The organism is Pseudomonas sp. GD03858 (genome assembly GCF_029840925.1).
Taxonomy (GTDB): domain Bacteria; phylum Pseudomonadota; class Gammaproteobacteria; order Pseudomonadales; family Pseudomonadaceae; genus Aquipseudomonas.
Genome location: NZ_JAOCDM010000028.1, coordinates 37,290 through 51,999, shown reverse-complemented (window position 1 = coordinate 51,999; position 14,710 = coordinate 37,290). Strand labels below are relative to the sequence as shown.

Annotated in this window: 17 protein-coding genes; 8 read left to right on the top strand and 9 right to left on the bottom strand. The window is 65.7% G+C overall.

What is annotated here, in order from left to right; translation table 11 throughout:
* Nucleotides 1-83: 83 nt before the first annotated feature.
* Nucleotides 84-746: a TetR/AcrR family transcriptional regulator gene (locus N5D48_RS10515; RefSeq protein ID WP_279883851.1), complete on the top strand. Its 663-nt coding sequence runs from the start codon at nt 84-86 to the stop codon at nt 744-746.
* Nucleotides 747-752: 6 nt separating this feature from the next.
* Here the strand turns inward: N5D48_RS10515 and N5D48_RS10510 are convergent, their stop codons facing one another.
* Nucleotides 753-1,451 (bottom strand): FadR/GntR family transcriptional regulator, encoded by a 699-nt coding sequence (locus N5D48_RS10510; RefSeq protein ID WP_279883849.1) that lies wholly within the window; start codon nt 1,449-1,451, stop codon nt 753-755.
* A 337-nt stretch (nt 1,452-1,788) separates the two neighbouring features.
* Between N5D48_RS10510 and N5D48_RS10505 the strand changes: the two genes are divergently transcribed.
* The 4 genes from N5D48_RS10505 to N5D48_RS10490 are packed head-to-tail and all read left to right on the top strand — an operon-like array spanning nt 1,789 to nt 4,608.
* A complete protein-coding gene (locus N5D48_RS10505) occupies nt 1,789-2,562 on the top strand; it encodes a transporter substrate-binding domain-containing protein (protein ID WP_279883847.1) in 774 nt (257 codons plus the stop codon).
* An 11-nt stretch (nt 2,563-2,573) separates the two neighbouring features.
* On the top strand, nt 2,574-3,239 hold the full coding sequence (locus N5D48_RS10500) for an amino acid ABC transporter permease (RefSeq protein ID WP_279883846.1): 666 nt from the start codon (nt 2,574-2,576) through the stop codon (nt 3,237-3,239).
* Nucleotides 3,240-3,887 (top strand): amino acid ABC transporter permease, encoded by a 648-nt coding sequence (locus N5D48_RS10495; protein ID WP_279883844.1) that lies wholly within the window; start codon nt 3,240-3,242, stop codon nt 3,885-3,887.
* Nucleotides 3,874-4,608, top strand: a complete 735-nt coding sequence (locus N5D48_RS10490) for an amino acid ABC transporter ATP-binding protein (protein ID WP_279883842.1) — start codon at nt 3,874-3,876, stop codon at nt 4,606-4,608. The genes N5D48_RS10495 and N5D48_RS10490 overlap by 14 nt, the downstream gene beginning before the upstream one ends.
* Nucleotides 4,609-4,629: 21 nt before the next feature.
* On the opposite strand, the gene N5D48_RS10485 is transcribed toward N5D48_RS10490, so the two are convergent.
* The 5 genes from N5D48_RS10485 to ribBA form a co-directional block, all read right to left on the bottom strand.
* Entirely contained in the window at nt 4,630-5,778 is a 1,149-nt protein-coding gene (locus tag N5D48_RS10485; RefSeq protein ID WP_279883840.1) for an ABC transporter ATP-binding protein, read from the bottom strand.
* 19 nt (nt 5,779-5,797) lie between these two features.
* Entirely contained in the window at nt 5,798-6,607 is an 810-nt protein-coding gene (locus N5D48_RS10480) for an ABC transporter permease (RefSeq protein ID WP_279883838.1), read from the bottom strand.
* A 6-nt stretch (nt 6,608-6,613) separates the two neighbouring features.
* Entirely contained in the window at nt 6,614-7,522 is a 909-nt protein-coding gene (locus N5D48_RS10475) for an ABC transporter permease (protein ID WP_279883835.1), read from the bottom strand.
* Entirely contained in the window at nt 7,519-8,544 is a 1,026-nt protein-coding gene (locus tag N5D48_RS10470; RefSeq protein WP_279883833.1) for a polyamine ABC transporter substrate-binding protein, read from the bottom strand. Before N5D48_RS10470 ends, N5D48_RS10475 begins: the two co-directional genes overlap by 4 nt.
* A gap of 219 nt (nt 8,545-8,763) precedes the next feature.
* Nucleotides 8,764-9,885 carry a bifunctional 3,4-dihydroxy-2-butanone-4-phosphate synthase/GTP cyclohydrolase II gene (ribBA, locus tag N5D48_RS10465; protein WP_279883831.1) on the bottom strand — a complete coding sequence of 374 codons (1,122 nt, stop codon included), beginning with the start codon at nt 9,883-9,885 and terminating at the stop codon, nt 8,764-8,766.
* 78 nt (nt 9,886-9,963) lie between these two features.
* On the opposite strand from ribBA, the gene N5D48_RS10460 reads away from it, so the two are divergent.
* Entirely contained in the window at nt 9,964-10,257 is a 294-nt protein-coding gene (locus N5D48_RS10460; protein WP_279883830.1) for a DUF1330 domain-containing protein, read from the top strand.
* Nucleotides 10,258-10,263: 6 nt separating this feature from the next.
* Here N5D48_RS10460 and N5D48_RS10455 read toward each other — a convergent pair whose 3' ends face one another.
* The 3 genes from N5D48_RS10455 to N5D48_RS10445 all read right to left on the bottom strand — a co-directional run bounded on the left by N5D48_RS10455 (nt 10,264) and on the right by N5D48_RS10445 (nt 12,510).
* The gene (locus N5D48_RS10455) at nt 10,264-11,355 is read right to left on the bottom strand and encodes a TerC family protein (RefSeq protein WP_279883828.1); all 1,092 of its coding nucleotides are present in this window, start codon (nt 11,353-11,355) and stop codon (nt 10,264-10,266) included.
* 187 nt (nt 11,356-11,542) lie between these two features.
* Nucleotides 11,543-12,202, bottom strand: coding sequence for a DUF3313 domain-containing protein (locus N5D48_RS10450; protein WP_279883826.1), 660 nt, complete (start codon nt 12,200-12,202; stop codon nt 11,543-11,545).
* Complete coding sequence (locus N5D48_RS10445) at nt 12,199-12,510, bottom strand: hypothetical protein (RefSeq protein WP_279883824.1); 312 nt, start codon at nt 12,508-12,510, stop codon at nt 12,199-12,201. The genes N5D48_RS10450 and N5D48_RS10445 overlap by 4 nt, the downstream gene beginning before the upstream one ends.
* A gap of 155 nt (nt 12,511-12,665) precedes the next feature.
* Here N5D48_RS10445 and N5D48_RS10440 point away from each other — a divergent pair, with 155 nt between their 5' ends.
* On the top strand, nt 12,666-13,379 hold the full coding sequence (locus tag N5D48_RS10440; protein WP_279883822.1) for a response regulator: 714 nt from the start codon (nt 12,666-12,668) through the stop codon (nt 13,377-13,379).
* On the top strand, nt 13,376-14,710 hold the full coding sequence (locus N5D48_RS10435) for an ATP-binding protein (RefSeq protein ID WP_279883820.1): 1,335 nt from the start codon (nt 13,376-13,378) through the stop codon (nt 14,708-14,710). Before N5D48_RS10440 ends, N5D48_RS10435 begins: the two co-directional genes overlap by 4 nt.

Genomic DNA, 14,710 nt, shown 5'->3' with positions numbered 1-14,710 from the left:
CCTTTCGACCAACACCACGCTTCCCTGCACCGCCCGGCTCACGGATAATCCTGCGGATTCCTATAACGAGCCTGTGAGTCGGTATGAGTGATTCGGTAGCCAAGCCTGAAGTCGAAGGGCTGCGCAAGTCGCGCAAGAACAACCCGGAAAAGACCCGCGAGAACATCCTCCAGGCCGCCATCACCGAGTTCGTCCAGCAGGGGCTGGCCGGCGCCAGGGTCGATGCCATCGCCGAGCGCACCGCCACCTCCAAGCGCATGATCTACTACTACTTCGGCAGCAAGGAGCAGCTCTACGTCGAATGCCTGGTCAAGCTCTACGGCGACATCCGCAAGACCGAGCACAGCCTGGACCTCGACTCGCTGTCGCCTGAGCAGGCGATCCAGCGGCTGGTGGAGTTCACCTTCGACCATCACGCCAACAACGTCGACTTCGTGCGCATCGTCTGCACCGAGAACATTCACTACGGCGAATACGTCAAGCAGTCGCCGGTGATTCGCGAAATGAGCAGCATGGTGCTCGACGCGCTGGGCAAGATCCTCGCCCGCGGGGTGGAGCAGGGCGTGTTCCGCGCGGGGATCGAAGTGATCGACCTGCACATGCTGATGAGCTCGTTCTGCTTCTACCGAGTATCGAACCGCCATACCTTCGGCGACATCTTCCAGATCGACCTGTCCGACGAGCAGATCAAGCAGCGCCACAAGCAGGTGATCTGCGAGGCAGTGATGCGCTACATCAAGGCCTGAGGCCGCTCAGCCGGCGAACACCACCCCGGTGCGCGCCGCGGCGTTGCGGATATGTTCCTGCATCGCCCGTTGCGCGCCGGCCTGGGAGCGGCGGGCAAGGGCGCGCAGGATCTTGCGGTGCTCCTGCCAGGTTTCCATGGCCCGTTCCGGGCGGATGAAGGGCAGCTTCTGGCTTTCCAGGAAAATGTCCTGGCTGGCGGTGATCACCTGCAGCATCGCGCGGTTGCCGCTGGCCTGCAGCAGTCGCTGGTGGAAGGCGAAATCCAGGCGCGCGGCGGCCTCGAAGCGCCCGGCGCGCAGTTCCACGGCCATTGCCTCGACGTTGGCCTGTAGTTCGTCCAGGTCGTCGGCGGTCAGCGCCAGCGCCGCCTGGCCGGCGGCGAAGCCTTCCAGGGCGTAGCGCAGCTGGAAGGTGTCGGCGGCCGAGACCTGTTCGGCATAGGGCCAGGCGAAGCCACCCGGCAATGGCTGGCCGGTGGCCGGGGCCTGGACGAACACCCCCTTGCCCGGTTGCACGCTGACCAGCCCCAAGGCACTGAGTGACGACAACGCCTCGCGCAACGAGGCCCGGCTCACCCCCAGGCGTTCGGCCAGGTCGCGCTGCGAGGGCAGGGCGTCGCCGGGCTGGTAGCCGTCTTGCTCGATCAGTTGGCGGATCGCCTGCAGGGCAATTTCCGGGACGGGGCGCGTGGCGGTGGCGAGCATGCTGTTCAGACCGGGTTGGGGGAGTGAGTCAATGCCTGTCAGTTGACGTTCATCACCTGATCTGGGGCTGCAAAGCGACCCCAGCGTGCCTGACGAACCGACATTGGACGATGGGCTCTCTTTTACGGGCAATCGCCCCGCGCTGGCAAGTCTTGCCTCGTCCTGGCGCAGCCTCGTGACGCTTGCGCGAAAGCGGGGCGCGACAGTCTCGACTGTTCAGACCAGTAAGACCTCGTGAAAGTCTTGCGCGAAGCCGCTTTCAGAAGCTTTTTGCAAGTCTGGCATGCCCCGTGCACTGGCAGCGCAGCCCCTTTCCGGACTCCTGCGAGGCCTTTCGATGAACATGTTCCGCTCCCTGCTTCTGGCCAGCCTGTTCTGCGCCGCCCCCCTGGCTCACGCCGACGCGCTGGCCGATATCACCGCCCGAGGCGTGCTCAAGGTCGCGGTGCCCCAGGACTTCCCGCCGTTCGGTTCGGTCGGCCCGGATCTCAAGCCTCGCGGCCTGGATATCGACACCGCGCAGCTGCTGGCCGACAAGCTCGGGGTCAAGCTGGCCCTGACCCCGGTCAACAGCACCAACCGTATCCCGTTCCTCACCACCGGCAAGGTCGACCTGGTGATCTCCAGCCTGGGCAAGAACCCCGAGCGCGCCGCGGTGATCGATTTCTCGCGCCCCTATGCGCCGTTCTACCTGGCGGTGTTCGGCCCGGCCGAGGCACAAGTCGACGGTGTCCAGGCCCTCGCCGGCAAGACCATCAGCGTCACCCGCGGCGCCATCGAGGACATGGAACTCAGCGCCGTGGCGCCCAAGGGCGCGATCATCAAGCGCTTCGAGGACAACAACTCGACCATCGCCGCCTACCTGTCCGGCCAGGTCGAGCTGATCGCCAGCGGCAGCGTGGTGATGGCCGCCATCGCCGCGAAGAACCCGGCCAAAGTGCCGGTGCTCAAGGTCAAGCTCAAGGATTCGCCGGTGTACGTGGGCCTGGCCAAGAACGAGCCGGCACTGTTGGAGAAGGTCAATGCCACGCTGGAGGCCGCCAAGACCGACGGCAGCTTGAACCAGAACGCCGAGAAGTGGCTCAAGCAGCCGCTGCCGGCCGACCTCTGAGCGTCTGAACGATGGCCTATCAATTCGACTTCGCCCCGGTGTTGGCGCAGGGTGACCTGTTGCTGCGGGGCATGCTGTTCACCCTGGAGCTGACCCTGGTCGGCACCGTGCTCGGGGTCGCCATCGGCGTGCTTGGCGCGGTGACCCGGGCCTGGCGCCTGCGGCCGTTCGATGCGCTGTTCGGGCTGTATGTGGAACTGATCCGCAATACCCCGTTCATCGTCCAGCTGTTCTTCATCTTCTTCGGCCTGCCGGCCCTGGGCGTGCGCCTGAGCGAATGGCAGGCGGCGGTGCTGGCGATGGTGATCAACCTGGGCGCCTATTCGACCGAGATCATTCGCGCCGGCATCCAGGCGATCCCCAGGGGCCAGCTGGAGGCTGCCGCCGCACTGGCCATGAGCCGTTTCGAGGCGTTTCGTCATGTGGTCCTGCGACCGGCCCTGGCCAAGGTGTGGCCCGCGCTTTGCAGCCAGATCGTGATCGTCATGCTCGGCTCGGCGGTCTGTTCGCAGATCGCCACCGAAGAGTTGTCGTTCGCCGCCAACTTCATCCAGTCGCGCAACTTCCGCGCCTTCGAGACCTATCTACTGACCACGTTGCTGTACCTGCTGATGGCGATCGTGGTGCGCCAGTTGCTGGCCTGGATCGGCCAGCGCCTGCTGATGGGGAGGCGCTGAATGGACTTCACCCTGTGGGATATCGTGCGCAACCTGCTGGTCGGGTTGCAGTGGACATTGCTGTTGTCGCTGGTGGCGTTCGCCTGCGGCAGTATCGCCGGGTTGCTGCTGCTGGTGGCCAGGATCAGCGACAGGCCGCTGCTGCGCGGCGCCGCCCGCGCGTTCATCGAGCTGTTCCAGGGCACGCCACTGCTGATGCAGCTGTTCATGGTGTTCTTCGGCATCGCTTTGTTCGGCATCGACGTGTCGGCGTGGATGGCGGCGGCCATCGCCCTGACCCTGTTCACCAGTGCCTTTCTCGCCGAAATCTGGCGCGGCTGCGTGGAGGCGATTCCCCGTGGTCAGTGGGAGGCCGCTGGCAGTCTGGCCATGGGCCGGCTGGAGCAGCTGCGTCATGTGATCCTGCCCCAGGCCCTGCGCATTGCCATCGCCCCGACCGTGGGCTTCTCGGTGCAGGTGGTCAAAGGCACGGCGGTCACCTCGATCATCGGCTTCACCGAGCTGACCAAGACCGGCGGCATGCTGGCCAACGCCACCTTCGAACCGTTCCTGATCTACGGCCTGGTGGCCGTGGGTTACTTCATCCTCTGCTATCCGCTCTCGCTGAGCGCCCGTTACCTGGAAAGGAGGCTGCATGCCCCTGCTTAGAGTGTCCGCGCTGCACAAGTACTACGGCGACAACCATGTGCTCAAGGGCGTCGACCTGAGCATCGAGCAAGGCGAGGTGGTGGCCATCATCGGCCGCAGCGGTTCGGGCAAGAGCACGTTCCTGCGCACGCTCAACGGCCTGGAGTCGATCAGCGACGGGGTGATCGAGGTCGATGGCGAGTACCTCGATGCCGGCCGCGCCGACCTGCGTGCGTTGCGCCAGAAGGTCGGCATGGTGTTCCAGCAGTTCAACCTGTTCCCGCACCTGACCGTGGGTGAAAACGTGATGCTCGCGCCACAGGTGGTGAAGCAGCTCGGCAAGGCCGAGGCGCGCCAGCTGGCGCAGCGCATGCTGGAGCGGGTGGGCCTGGGCGACAAGATCGACGCCTACCCCGACCGTCTTTCCGGTGGACAGCAGCAACGGGTGGCCATTGCCCGCGCCCTGGCCATGTCACCCAAGGTACTGCTGTGCGACGAAATCACCTCGGCGCTGGATCCGGAGCTGGTCAACGAGGTGCTCGCGGTGGTGCGCCAACTGGCCAAGGAGGGCATGACCCTGGTCATGGTCACCCACGAGATGCGCTTCGCCCGCGAGGTGGGCGACAAGCTGGTGTTCATGCACCAGGGCAAGGTGCACGAGAGCGGCCACCCGCGCGAGGTGTTCGCCGCGCCGCGCACGGCGGAGCTGGCGAACTTCATCGGTGCGCTGGCGCCCCAGTAGGCGATCGGCCAGGCCACGCGCTCAATGCGCGCCCGCCGCCTTGCTCAGGTCGCTCTCGGCCCATTCGCTATAGAGGCAGGCGTCGGCCACGGCCCAGCGTACCTTGACCTTGTCGCCTGGCTGCATGGGCATGCCGGCGACCGACAATGCCTTCACCGTCAGTTCGCTGCCACCTGGGGTGAGCACATGGCAGGTCTGGCTTTCACCGAGAAACAGCACTTCTCGCACCGTGGCGGTGACCTCGTTCCAGCCCGGCGGCAGGGCTTCGCGCACTGCCTGCTGCGCCGTCAGGGCCAGGGCTTTCTCCGGCCTGACCATGATCAGCGCGTCCTGCCCGATGGCCAGTCCCGAGGTCAGGCGCAGCGCCAGCGGCTGCCCTTCGAAGCTGGCCGCGCCATTGCCGCTGGCCTTGCAACGCAGGAAGTTGGAGTTGCCCAGGAACGAGGCGACGAAGGCGTTCGGTGGGTTCTGATAGAGGTCGTAGCCGCTGCCCAGGCCGACGATCCGGCCGTGACTGAAGATGGCGATGCGCTGTGACAGGCGCATGGCTTCTTCCTGGTCGTGGGTCACGTAGACGATGGTGATGCCCAGGCGCCGGTGCAGTTGACGCAGCTCGTCCTGCAGGTCCTCGCGCAGCTTCTTGTCCAGCGCGCCGAGGGGCTCGTCCATCAGCAGGATGCGCGGTTCGTACACCAGCGCACGGGCGATCGCCACGCGCTGCTGCTGGCCACCGGACAGTTGCGCCGGACGGCGCTCGGCGAACGCCTCCAGCTGCACCAGCCTGAGCATGGCGTCCACGCGCCTGGCCACCTCGGTCGCGCTCTGCTTGCGGATGGTCAGCGGGAAGGCGATGTTGTCGCGCACGCTCAGGTGCGGGAACAGCGAGTAGCGCTGGAACACCATGCCGATGTCGCGCTTGTGCGGCGGCACGTTCACCAGCGACTTGCCCTGGACCAGGATCTCGCCGCTGCTCGGGGTTTCGAAACCGGCCAGCATCGACAGGGTGGTGGACTTGCCCGAGCCGCTGGAGCCGAGGAAGGTGAGAAATTCGCCGTCCTGGATCTCCAGGTCGATGTTGTCCACCGCGGCGAAGCTGCCGTAGTGCTTGTTCAGGCTGCGCAGGCTGACCAGGGAATTGGCGCGCGTGTCGTCTTTCATCACTGCACTCATCGTTGTCGTCTCCGGGCGCTCAGGCGCTGATTTCGTTGCGCCGACGCAGGGCGGCGGCGATGACCATGATCAACAGCGACAGGCCGATCAGCAGCGTCGAGGCGACGGCGATGACGGGCGTGAGGTCCTGGCGCAGGGTGGTCCACATCTTCACGGGCAAGGTCTGCAGCTCGGGGCTGGCCATCATCACGCTGAGCACCACCTCGTCCCACGACACCAGGAAGGCGAACAGGCCGCCGGCGATCATGCCCGGACGGATGGCCGGGAAGGTCACCTTGAAGATCGCCTGCAGGCGCGAGGCGCCACAGATCACCGCGGCATCCTCGATCGACTGGTCGAACAGCTTGAGCGAGTTGATGATCGAGATGATGGTGAAGGGCAGGGCGACGATCACATGGCTGACCACGAAGGCCAGCAGGGTGCCGGTGTAGCCCAGCTTGAGAAACAGCGCATACACCGCCACGGCGATGATCACCAGCGGCACGATCATCGGCAGGGTGAACAGCCCGTAGAGCAGATCGCGGCCCGGGAAGCGCCCGCGCACCAGGGCGAAGGCGCTGGGCAGGCCAAGGGCCACGGCGGCGCAGGTGGTCAGCAGCGCGACCTTGAGGCTGGCCAGGGCCGCCTGCATCCACTCGGGGTTGGAGAAGAACTGCGCGTACCACTTGACGGTCCAGCCGGGCGGCGGAAACACCAGCCACTGCGACGAGCCGAACGACAGCAGCACGATGAACAGGATCGGCAGCAGCAGGAACGCCGCGATCGCGCCAGTGGTCAGGTACAGGCCCGCGCGCAGCGGTCGGCCCATGGCGTTGGGAGTCAGGAGCATGCAGGCTTACCTCGCGGTGCCGACCGGGGATTCCGGTTGCAGCTTCAGGTAGAAGTAGAAGAGCACCAGGGTGATCGCCACCAGCAATGCGGCGGCGGCGCTGGCCAGGCCCCAGTTGAGGAACGACTGCACCTGCTGGACGATGAATTCCGGCAGCATCATGTTCTGCGCGCCACCGAGTAGAGCAGGGGTCACGTAGTAGCCGAGCGACATGACGAACACCATCAGCGCGCCGGAGAACAGCCCGGAACGGCACAGCGGGATGAACACTTTCCAGAAGTTGCGCCACGGGCTGGCGCCGCAGATGGCGCCGGCCTGCAGCACCATCGGGTCGATGGCCTGCATGGTCGCCTGCAGTGGCAGGACGATGAACGGGATCATGATGTAGCTCATGCCGATCACCACGCCGGTGAGGTTGTGCACCATCTCCAGTGGCGCATCGATGATGCCCAGGGCCATCAGCAGCTTGTTGATCACGCCCGAGCCCTGCAGCAGCACCAGCCACGAGTAGGTGCGCGCCAGCAGGCTGGTCCACATCGACAGCAGCACGATGTTCAGCAGCCAGCGACCCCAGCCCCTGGGCACCAGAGTGATCGCCCAGGCCAGCGGGAAGCCCAGCAGCACGCTGATCAGGGTGACCAGGCCGGCCACCGAGAAGGTGTTGAACAGCACCCGGGCGTAGGCCGAGTTGGCGAACAGCTGCTCGTAGTTGCCCAGGCCCGGCACCGGCTCGAGGAGGCCGCGCAGCAGCAGGCCGATCAGTGGCGCGAAGAAGAACACGCCGAGGAACAGCAGGGCCGGCAGCAGGTTGCGGCTGCCGCGCCAGCGCTGGCGCAGGGATGGGCGAGGCACTGCCACGCCGGGCGTGACGCTGGCAGCGTGCGCGCCGTGCAGAGTGTCTATGGCGACTTTCATTTGACCAGCCACTCGTTCCAGCGCGCGGCGATGGCCTGGCCGTTCTTCGCCCAATAGGCGAAGTCCAGGGTCACCTGATCCTGGGCGTAGGCGGTCGGCAGGTTGCCGGCCAGTTCCGGCTTGAGCAGGCCGACGCTGTCGAGATTGACCGGCGCATAGGCGGTGGCGTTGGCGAAGTCGGCCTGGCCCTGGGCGCCACTGGCGCTGGCCAGGAACTTCATGGCCGCGTCCTTGTTCTTCGCGCCCTTGGGAATGACCAGGAAATCGGCCATGACCAGGTTCTGCTTCCAGCTCACCCCCACCGGCGCGCCATCTTGTTGCAAGGCGTAGACGCGGCCGTTCCAGAACTGGCCGAGCGAGGCTTCGCCCGAGGCCAGCAGTTGCTGCGATTGCGCGCCACCGCCCCACCAGACGATGTCTTTCTTGATGGTGTCGAGTTTCTTGAAGGCACGGTCCAGGTCCAGCGGGTAGAGCTGGCCTGCTGGCACGCCATCGGCCAGCAGGGCCAGTTCCAGTACGCCGGGGCTGGGCCATTTGTACAGGGCACGCTTGCCGGGGTAGGTCTTGGTGTCGAACAGGGCCGACCAGTCGCTGGGCTTGCCGGCGCCGAGCTTGCCCTCGTTGTAGCCGAGCACGAAGGAGAAGAAGAACGAGCCAACGCCGTGCGCGGAGGCGAAGCGCGGGTCGATCCGCTCGCGCTGGATGACGGTGAAGTCGAGGGGCTCGAGCAAGCCTTCGCTGGCGGCGCGCAGGGCGAAGTCGGCTTCGACGTCGACCACGTCCCATTGCACGTTGCCGCTTTCGACCATGGCCTTGAGCTTGCCGTAGTCGGTGGGGCCGTCCTGTACCACCTTGATGCCGGTCTGCTTGGCGAATGGCTCGGCCCATGCGGCTTTCTGCGCATCCTGGGTGGTGCCACCCCAGCTGACGAAATTCAGGCTGCCGGCCGCCTGGGCGGCCTGGCAGGCCAGGGCCAGCAGGCTGGCGGACAGCACGGCGGTGACTCGTTTGCTCAACAGCATGGTTACGCCCTCGTTGCTTTTGTTATTCGAGGCGGGCTCTGGCGCCCGCCAATTGTATTCGGGGAGCAGTGTCAAACGGGTGGAGCATGGCTGGACGGTGGTCGCCGGTGCGGCCGGCGGACTCAAGGCCTATGGGATGTCATATTATGGTATTCCAAGCTTTTCGCAAGAGGTCGGCACTGACCGACCATCACCTCGCTGTCGACGAAAGGGCGTGGATCAGTCCGTCACCTGCGGTTCGAAGGCAATGTTCTGCACCACCTCCAGTTCATACCCCGCCAGCCCGGCGTACTTCAGCGGTGGCCCCAGATGGCGCAGCTTGCCCACGCCCAGGTCCTGGAGAATCTGCGCGCCCGTGCCGACCTCCGAGTACACCTTGGTTTGCCCGCGCTGGTAGGGGCGTACGGGCTGGGTCAGCTGCGGCACGCGTTCGAGCAGGGCCTGGGAGGATTCGTGGTTGGCCAGGATCACCACCACGCCGGCGCCAGCCTCGGCAACCTTCTGCAATGCGGCCCACAAGGTCCAGTTGGCGGGGCCGGCGTACTCGGCCCCGACCAGGTCGCGCAGCGGGTCGATCACATGCACGCGCGCCAGTGTCGGCTGCTCGCGGTGGATGCTGCCCATGACCATGGCCATGTGCACGCCGCCTGCGAGGCGGTCCTCGTAGGTGACCAGGCGGAAGGTACCGTGCACGGTCGGCAACTCGCGTTCGCCGATGCGCTTGATGGTCTGCTCGGTACTCAGGCGATAGTGGATCAGCTCGGCGATGGTGCCGATCCTGATGCCGTGGCGGGCGGCGAAGACTTCCAGGTCCGGGCGCCGGGCCATGCTGCCGTCGTCATTGAGTACCTCGACGATGACCGACGCCGGCGTGAAACCCGCCAGGCGTGCCAGGTCGCAGCCCGCCTCGGTGTGGCCGGCGCGGGTCAGCACGCCACCTTCGCGGGCGCGCAGGGGAAAGACATGGCCGGGTTGCACCAGGTCGTCGGGGCGGGCATCGGACGCCATGGCGGCGGCTATGGTATGGGCCCTGTCGGCGGCGGAAATACCGGTGCTGACACCGCTGGCCGCTTCGATCGACACCGTGAAGGCGGTGCCGAACGCGCTGGCGTTGCTCGGTACCATCTGCTCGAGGCCCAGACGCTGGCAATGCTCGTCGGTGAGCGTCAGGCAGATCAGGCCACGCGCCTCGCGGGCCATGAAGTTGATCGCCTGGGCGTCGCAGCGCTCGGCGGCGATCAGCAGGTCGCCCTCGTTTTCACGGTCCTCGTCGTCCACCAGCAGGACCATCTTGCCTTGCCGGTAATCCTCGAGGAGTTCTTCGATGCTGTTGAAGGCCATGTCGCATGCTCACGGTGGTCAGGAATGTTTTATGGTATACCATAATACGAACATAACCTTGCAACAGGAGCGCGACGAATGAAAGCCTACTGGATCGCCCATGTGGACGTGACCGACCCCGAGCAGTATCAGCAGTACACCCAGCGCGCCCCTGCGGCGTTCATCGCTTTCGGCGGGCGCTTGCTGGCCCGTGGCGGCCGCAGCCAGGCGCTGGAGGGGCAGGCGACGCCGCAGCGCAGCGTGGTGATCGAGTTCGATTCGTACGAGCAGGCCGTGGCCTGCTACCGCTCTGACCTTTACCAGGAGGCCTGCCGCCACCGCCAGGGCGTGGCGGTGGCGCAGGTGATCATCGTCGAGGGCCTTGCACCCTGACGGCCATCAAACCCTCAGGTGCGGGTCTTTCTTCTCCGGGTCGTCGTCGGCAGGGGGCGCGCAAGCGGGCTCGTCCTTGGCGGGCAGTGGTTCGGCTGGTGCTTGCTGTACGGTTGCCGCTGGCGGCTGGTTGCGGGTCCGCAACAGCGATAGCAATACCCCGCCGAACAGCAGCCCGAAGGTCACGCCCAGCGACAGCGCCGCCGGCACCTTGCCCACCAGCCCGTGGTAGAAGATCTTGCAGCCAATGAAAATCAGCACCAGGGCCAGTGCGTACTTGAGGTAGACGAAGCGGTGCATCAGCGCCGCCAGCGCGAAGTACAGCGAGCGCAGCCCGAGGATGGCGAAAATGTTCGAGGTGTAGACGATGAACGGGTCCTGGGTGATGGCGAAGATCGCCGGCACGCTGTCGACGGCGAACACCAGGTCGGCCAGTTCGATCAGCACCAGGGCCAGGAACAGCGGCGTGGCATAGCGCACCGCCTTGCTCGTTCCGGGCGGGGTGAGGTGGACGAAGAAATGCCGGCCATGCAGCTGGTCGGTGACCCGCATGTGCCGGCGCACGAAGCGCAGGATCGGGTTGTTGGCCAGGTCCGGATGGCCGTCGTCTTTCGTCAGCGCCATCTTCACCCCGGTGAACAGCAGGAAGGCGCCGAAGATGTACAGCACCCAGGCGAAGTGCTGGACCAGCGCGGCGCCCACGCCAATCATGATCGCCCGCAGCACCACCACCCCGAGAATGCCCCAGAACAGCACGCGATGCTGGTAGCGGCGAGGGATGGCGAAGAAGCTGAAGATCATCGCCATGACGAACACGTTGTCCATCGACAGCGATTGCTCGACCAGGAAACCCGTGTAGAACTCCAGCGCCGACTGCGCGCCCAGTTCGTACCAGACCCATACGCCGAACAGCACGCCGACGCTGAAGTAGCCGGAATACAGCAACAGGCTTTCGCGCATTTCGATCTCGCGGTCCTGGCGGTGCAGCACTCCGAGGTCGAGGACCAGCAAGCTGATGACGATGACGATGAAGACCAGCCACAACCAGGCGCTGGTGCCGAGGAACGGGGTGAAGAGGAATGTCTGCAGAGCCGTCATGAGCCCCTCCTTGAATGTCGACGTTGCATGGCAACAGTGATTCCGACATGGCGGCGCAAACCGTCAGAGGGGCCCGGCATCACATGGGCTTGAGCCTAGTCGTGATTGCCGGGGTTGCCGAATGGCAGGCTGTTACATTTCTTTGCCTGGCTCGGCGGGCCGTGCAGGGCTGGTCGATGGCATTGCGCTAGCGATGGTTTGCCGCGTACAGCAGGCGCAGATCGCTGGCCCAGCCGTCGAGCACGGCCTTGACGTTGTCCGCGGTCATTACCTGGCGGTCGTTCTCCAGCGGTGTTCCGGTACCCGCAAGCATGGCCTCGGCGATGACCCTGCCACTGGTGCCCGCCTCGAATGACAGCTCGGTGGCGATCCGGCTGTCGCGGTCGCGCACGCCGACGGCGCTGCTCACCCCGGCCGCGACCAGGGTGATCGGCAGCCACTCGTAAAAGTGCAGACCTTGGGTGTTGGCGCTGACCTGGGTGATGGCGGGCCGGACCACCAGGGTGTTCGGGCCTGGGGTATCGACCACGGTCATCACCTTGCCCAGCTCCTGCGTCAGCGCTGCATCGTAGTAGCGGGTGATCTGGTCCAGCGTGTCCTGTGGAATGCGCTTGCTCGGCGTCGGCGCCGGATAGAACCGGCTGGGCGCGACGTAGACCTGGATGTAGCGGCCACGGGGCAGCTTCGGATCGACCCAGCTCAGCAAGGTCCCGCTGGAGGGGCCCTGGTGCGGGGACAGTACGCTGTAGTCGGTCAGGTAGCCTGTCGGCGGCAACTTGTCGGCACTGCACGCCGAGAGCCCGAGCATGCTGGTGAACAGCCAGGCGAGGGTGTGGCGGCGGCTCATGGCTGTGTCTGCGGGTAGCGTCCACCCTGGGACGACTCGATGTGCAGTTGGCCCTCGGCCATCAACCAGTAGACCAGCTCGGTGGTGGATACCGAGTGAACGTATTCGACCCACTCGCCACAGGCAGGGTCGTAGTGTTCGAAGTAGCGACGCAGCATGATCTGTTTCTTGTCGTCGGAGAGCGTCAGGCTCACCTGCTGGACCACCAGCGACGTGTCGTCGGCGCGCTGCGAGGCGCGTTGGCTGAGAATCAGTGGCGAGGTGCAATCGTGCTCCCCGGCGCGGGAACTGTTGTTCGCGATCTTCATGGGCTGGCCCTGCGAGAGTGGAAGGCCGGCAGGTTAGGGGCGTATGTTTGCCAGGTAATGTCCGATTGATGTCGTCGCCGCAGCAATGTTGCACGGTTGAAATATATGACCCGGCGCCGCAATGGTTTTAGAGTCGCCCTTTTTCGTGGACCCGTGTGAACGTGAGCAGACTGCTGATCGTCGATGACGACGTGGAAATCCTCGCCTTGCTGAAGAAATTCTTCGTCCAGCAAGGCTACGAGGTCGATCTGGCCGCCGATGGCCAGGCGATGTGGGCGGCGATCGCCCGGCAGCGTCCGGACGCCATCATCCTCGACCTGATGCTGCCGGGTGAAGGCGGTCTGAGCCTGTGCCAGAAGGTGCGCGCGCAGATTGGCGTGCCGCTCATCATGCTCACGGCCATGGCCGAGCTGAGCGACCGCATCGTTGGCCTGGAACTGGGCGCCGACGATTACCTGACCAAGCCATTCGACCCGCGCGAGCTGCTGGCGCGCCTGCGCGCGGTGCAACGCCGCGCCGGTGAGCCGCTGGGGCATGGCGAACCGGCGCGACCACTGATTGGCTTTGCCGGTTGGCGCCTGGACATCACCTGCCGAGAATTGCGCTCGCCGGAAAACGTGATGATCCCGCTGTCCGGCGCCGAGTTCGACCTGCTGGTGGTGTTTCTCGAACACCCCCAACGCATCCTCACTCGTGAACAGCTGATCGACCTGACCCGTGGCCAGGGCCACGATGCCTACGATCGCAGCATCGACGTGCAGGTCAGCCGGCTGCGGCGCAAGATCGAGCCGGACAGCAAGCGGCCGGAACTGATTCGTACCGTGCGCAATGGCGGATACCTGTTCAGCGCCAAGGTCACCCGCTCATGATCCGCCGCCTGCTGCGCCGCGATACCTTGCGACGGCGAATCGCCCTGACCATCTTCGCCGCGCTGCTGGCATCGCTGGCGCTCAATGCGTTGTTCGTCCAGGTGGCAGGCATCTGGGCGCGCCCGCCCATCGAGCGCACCGGCCTGCTCGAGCAGATCGCCGTGACCACCCGCGTGCTGGAGACCGCGCCGCCTGCGTTGCGCGGGCAACTGGCGCAGGCAGCCAGCACGCCGACACTGCAGGTGACATGGAGCCCACAACGTGACGAATTCGGCTTGCCGGGGCAGGGCGTGGCCCTCAATTCGGGGCAGGTGCCAGCGATGGCGCAACTGCTGGGGCCGTCCCGGTATATTGAGGTATACAGCCCGGATGCCTGGCCAGCAGGCAGTACGGACGGGCACTACGTAGCCCTGGTGGCGTTGCCCGATAACAGCTGGTTGCTGTTCGTGCCGCCCGAACGCAGCTGGGGCCTGAGTGCGGCGGCGCGCCTGGCGGTGATCATCGGCCTGGGGCTGGTGGCGACGTTGCTGGTGGCCTGGCTGGCCACGCGTCAGCTGGCCAATCCCCTGCAACGTTTTGCCAGCGCGGCGCGACGCTTCGGCGGTGACCTGCAGGCTCCGCCCATCGCCATCGAGGGCCCCGAGGAGATCCGCCAGGCGATCACCGCGTTCAACATCATGCAGGCGCAGATCCAGCACTTCATCCGCGAGCGCACGCAGATGCTCGCGGCCATCTCCCATGACCTGCGCGCCCCGCTGACGCGCATGCGCCTGCGCAGCGAGTTCATGGAAGACCTGGACCACCAGCGCAAGCTGGTTCGTGATGTCGACGAGATGCAGTCGATGATCAACGCCGCCCTGGCGTTCTTCCGCGAAGGCACGCAGGTGGAGCAGCGCACCGCCTACGACCTGTCGGAGCTGTTGCAGACCGTCGTCGACGACTACCGCGACCAGCAGATCGCCGTCGGCTTCAGCGGCCCCGCGCACCTGGTGCACCACGGTCGTCCGCTGGCGACCAAGCGGGTGATCGTCAACCTGCTGGAGAACGCCGTGAAGTATGCTCGCCATCCCAGCATCGCGTTGCGTCACGACTCGCGTGAGATCGTCATCGAAATCAGCGACGACGGGCCCGGTATCCCCGAGGATGCGCTGGAGCGCGTGTTCGATCCGTTCTTCCGCCTGGAGGGCTCGCGCAACCGCGATACCGGTGGGGTCGGCTTGGGGCTTTCGGCGGCGCGGGCGAGCGTGCGCGAGCAGGGCGGCGAGCTGAGCCTGCGCAATCGCCGCGAGGGTGGGTTGGTGGCCGAGGTGGTGCTGCCGGAGCCGCGTTGA

Bases quoted from the DNA above. Each gene is read 5' to 3' on its own strand.
- N5D48_RS10500 (WP_279883846.1), top strand. From the start codon at position 2,574: ATGGCCTATCAATTCGACTTCGCCCCGGTGTTGGCGCAGGGTGACCTG.
- N5D48_RS10515 (WP_279883851.1), top strand. From the start codon at position 84: ATGAGTGATTCGGTAGCCAAGCCTGAAGTCGAAGGGCTGCGCAAGTCG.
- N5D48_RS10475 (WP_279883835.1), bottom strand. From the start codon at position 7,522: ATGAAAGTCGCCATAGACACTCTGCACGGCGCGCACGCTGCCAGCGTC.
- N5D48_RS10450 (WP_279883826.1), bottom strand. From the start codon at position 12,202: ATGAGCCGCCGCCACACCCTCGCCTGGCTGTTCACCAGCATGCTCGGG.
- N5D48_RS10455 (WP_279883828.1), bottom strand. From the start codon at position 11,355: ATGACGGCTCTGCAGACATTCCTCTTCACCCCGTTCCTCGGCACCAGC.
- ribBA (WP_279883831.1), bottom strand. From the start codon at position 9,885: ATGGCCTTCAACAGCATCGAAGAACTCCTCGAGGATTACCGGCAAGGC.
- N5D48_RS10510 (WP_279883849.1), bottom strand. From the start codon at position 1,451: ATGCTCGCCACCGCCACGCGCCCCGTCCCGGAAATTGCCCTGCAGGCG.
- N5D48_RS10460 (WP_279883830.1), top strand. From the start codon at position 9,964: ATGAAAGCCTACTGGATCGCCCATGTGGACGTGACCGACCCCGAGCAG.
- N5D48_RS10490 (WP_279883842.1), top strand. From the start codon at position 3,874: ATGCCCCTGCTTAGAGTGTCCGCGCTGCACAAGTACTACGGCGACAAC.
- N5D48_RS10480 (WP_279883838.1), bottom strand. From the start codon at position 6,607: ATGCTCCTGACTCCCAACGCCATGGGCCGACCGCTGCGCGCGGGCCTG.
- N5D48_RS10495 (WP_279883844.1), top strand. From the start codon at position 3,240: ATGGACTTCACCCTGTGGGATATCGTGCGCAACCTGCTGGTCGGGTTG.
- N5D48_RS10505 (WP_279883847.1), top strand. From the start codon at position 1,789: ATGAACATGTTCCGCTCCCTGCTTCTGGCCAGCCTGTTCTGCGCCGCC.
- N5D48_RS10435 (WP_279883820.1), top strand. From the start codon at position 13,376: ATGATCCGCCGCCTGCTGCGCCGCGATACCTTGCGACGGCGAATCGCC.
- N5D48_RS10445 (WP_279883824.1), bottom strand. From the start codon at position 12,510: ATGAAGATCGCGAACAACAGTTCCCGCGCCGGGGAGCACGATTGCACC.
- N5D48_RS10470 (WP_279883833.1), bottom strand. From the start codon at position 8,544: ATGCTGTTGAGCAAACGAGTCACCGCCGTGCTGTCCGCCAGCCTGCTG.
- N5D48_RS10485 (WP_279883840.1), bottom strand. From the start codon at position 5,778: ATGAGTGCAGTGATGAAAGACGACACGCGCGCCAATTCCCTGGTCAGC.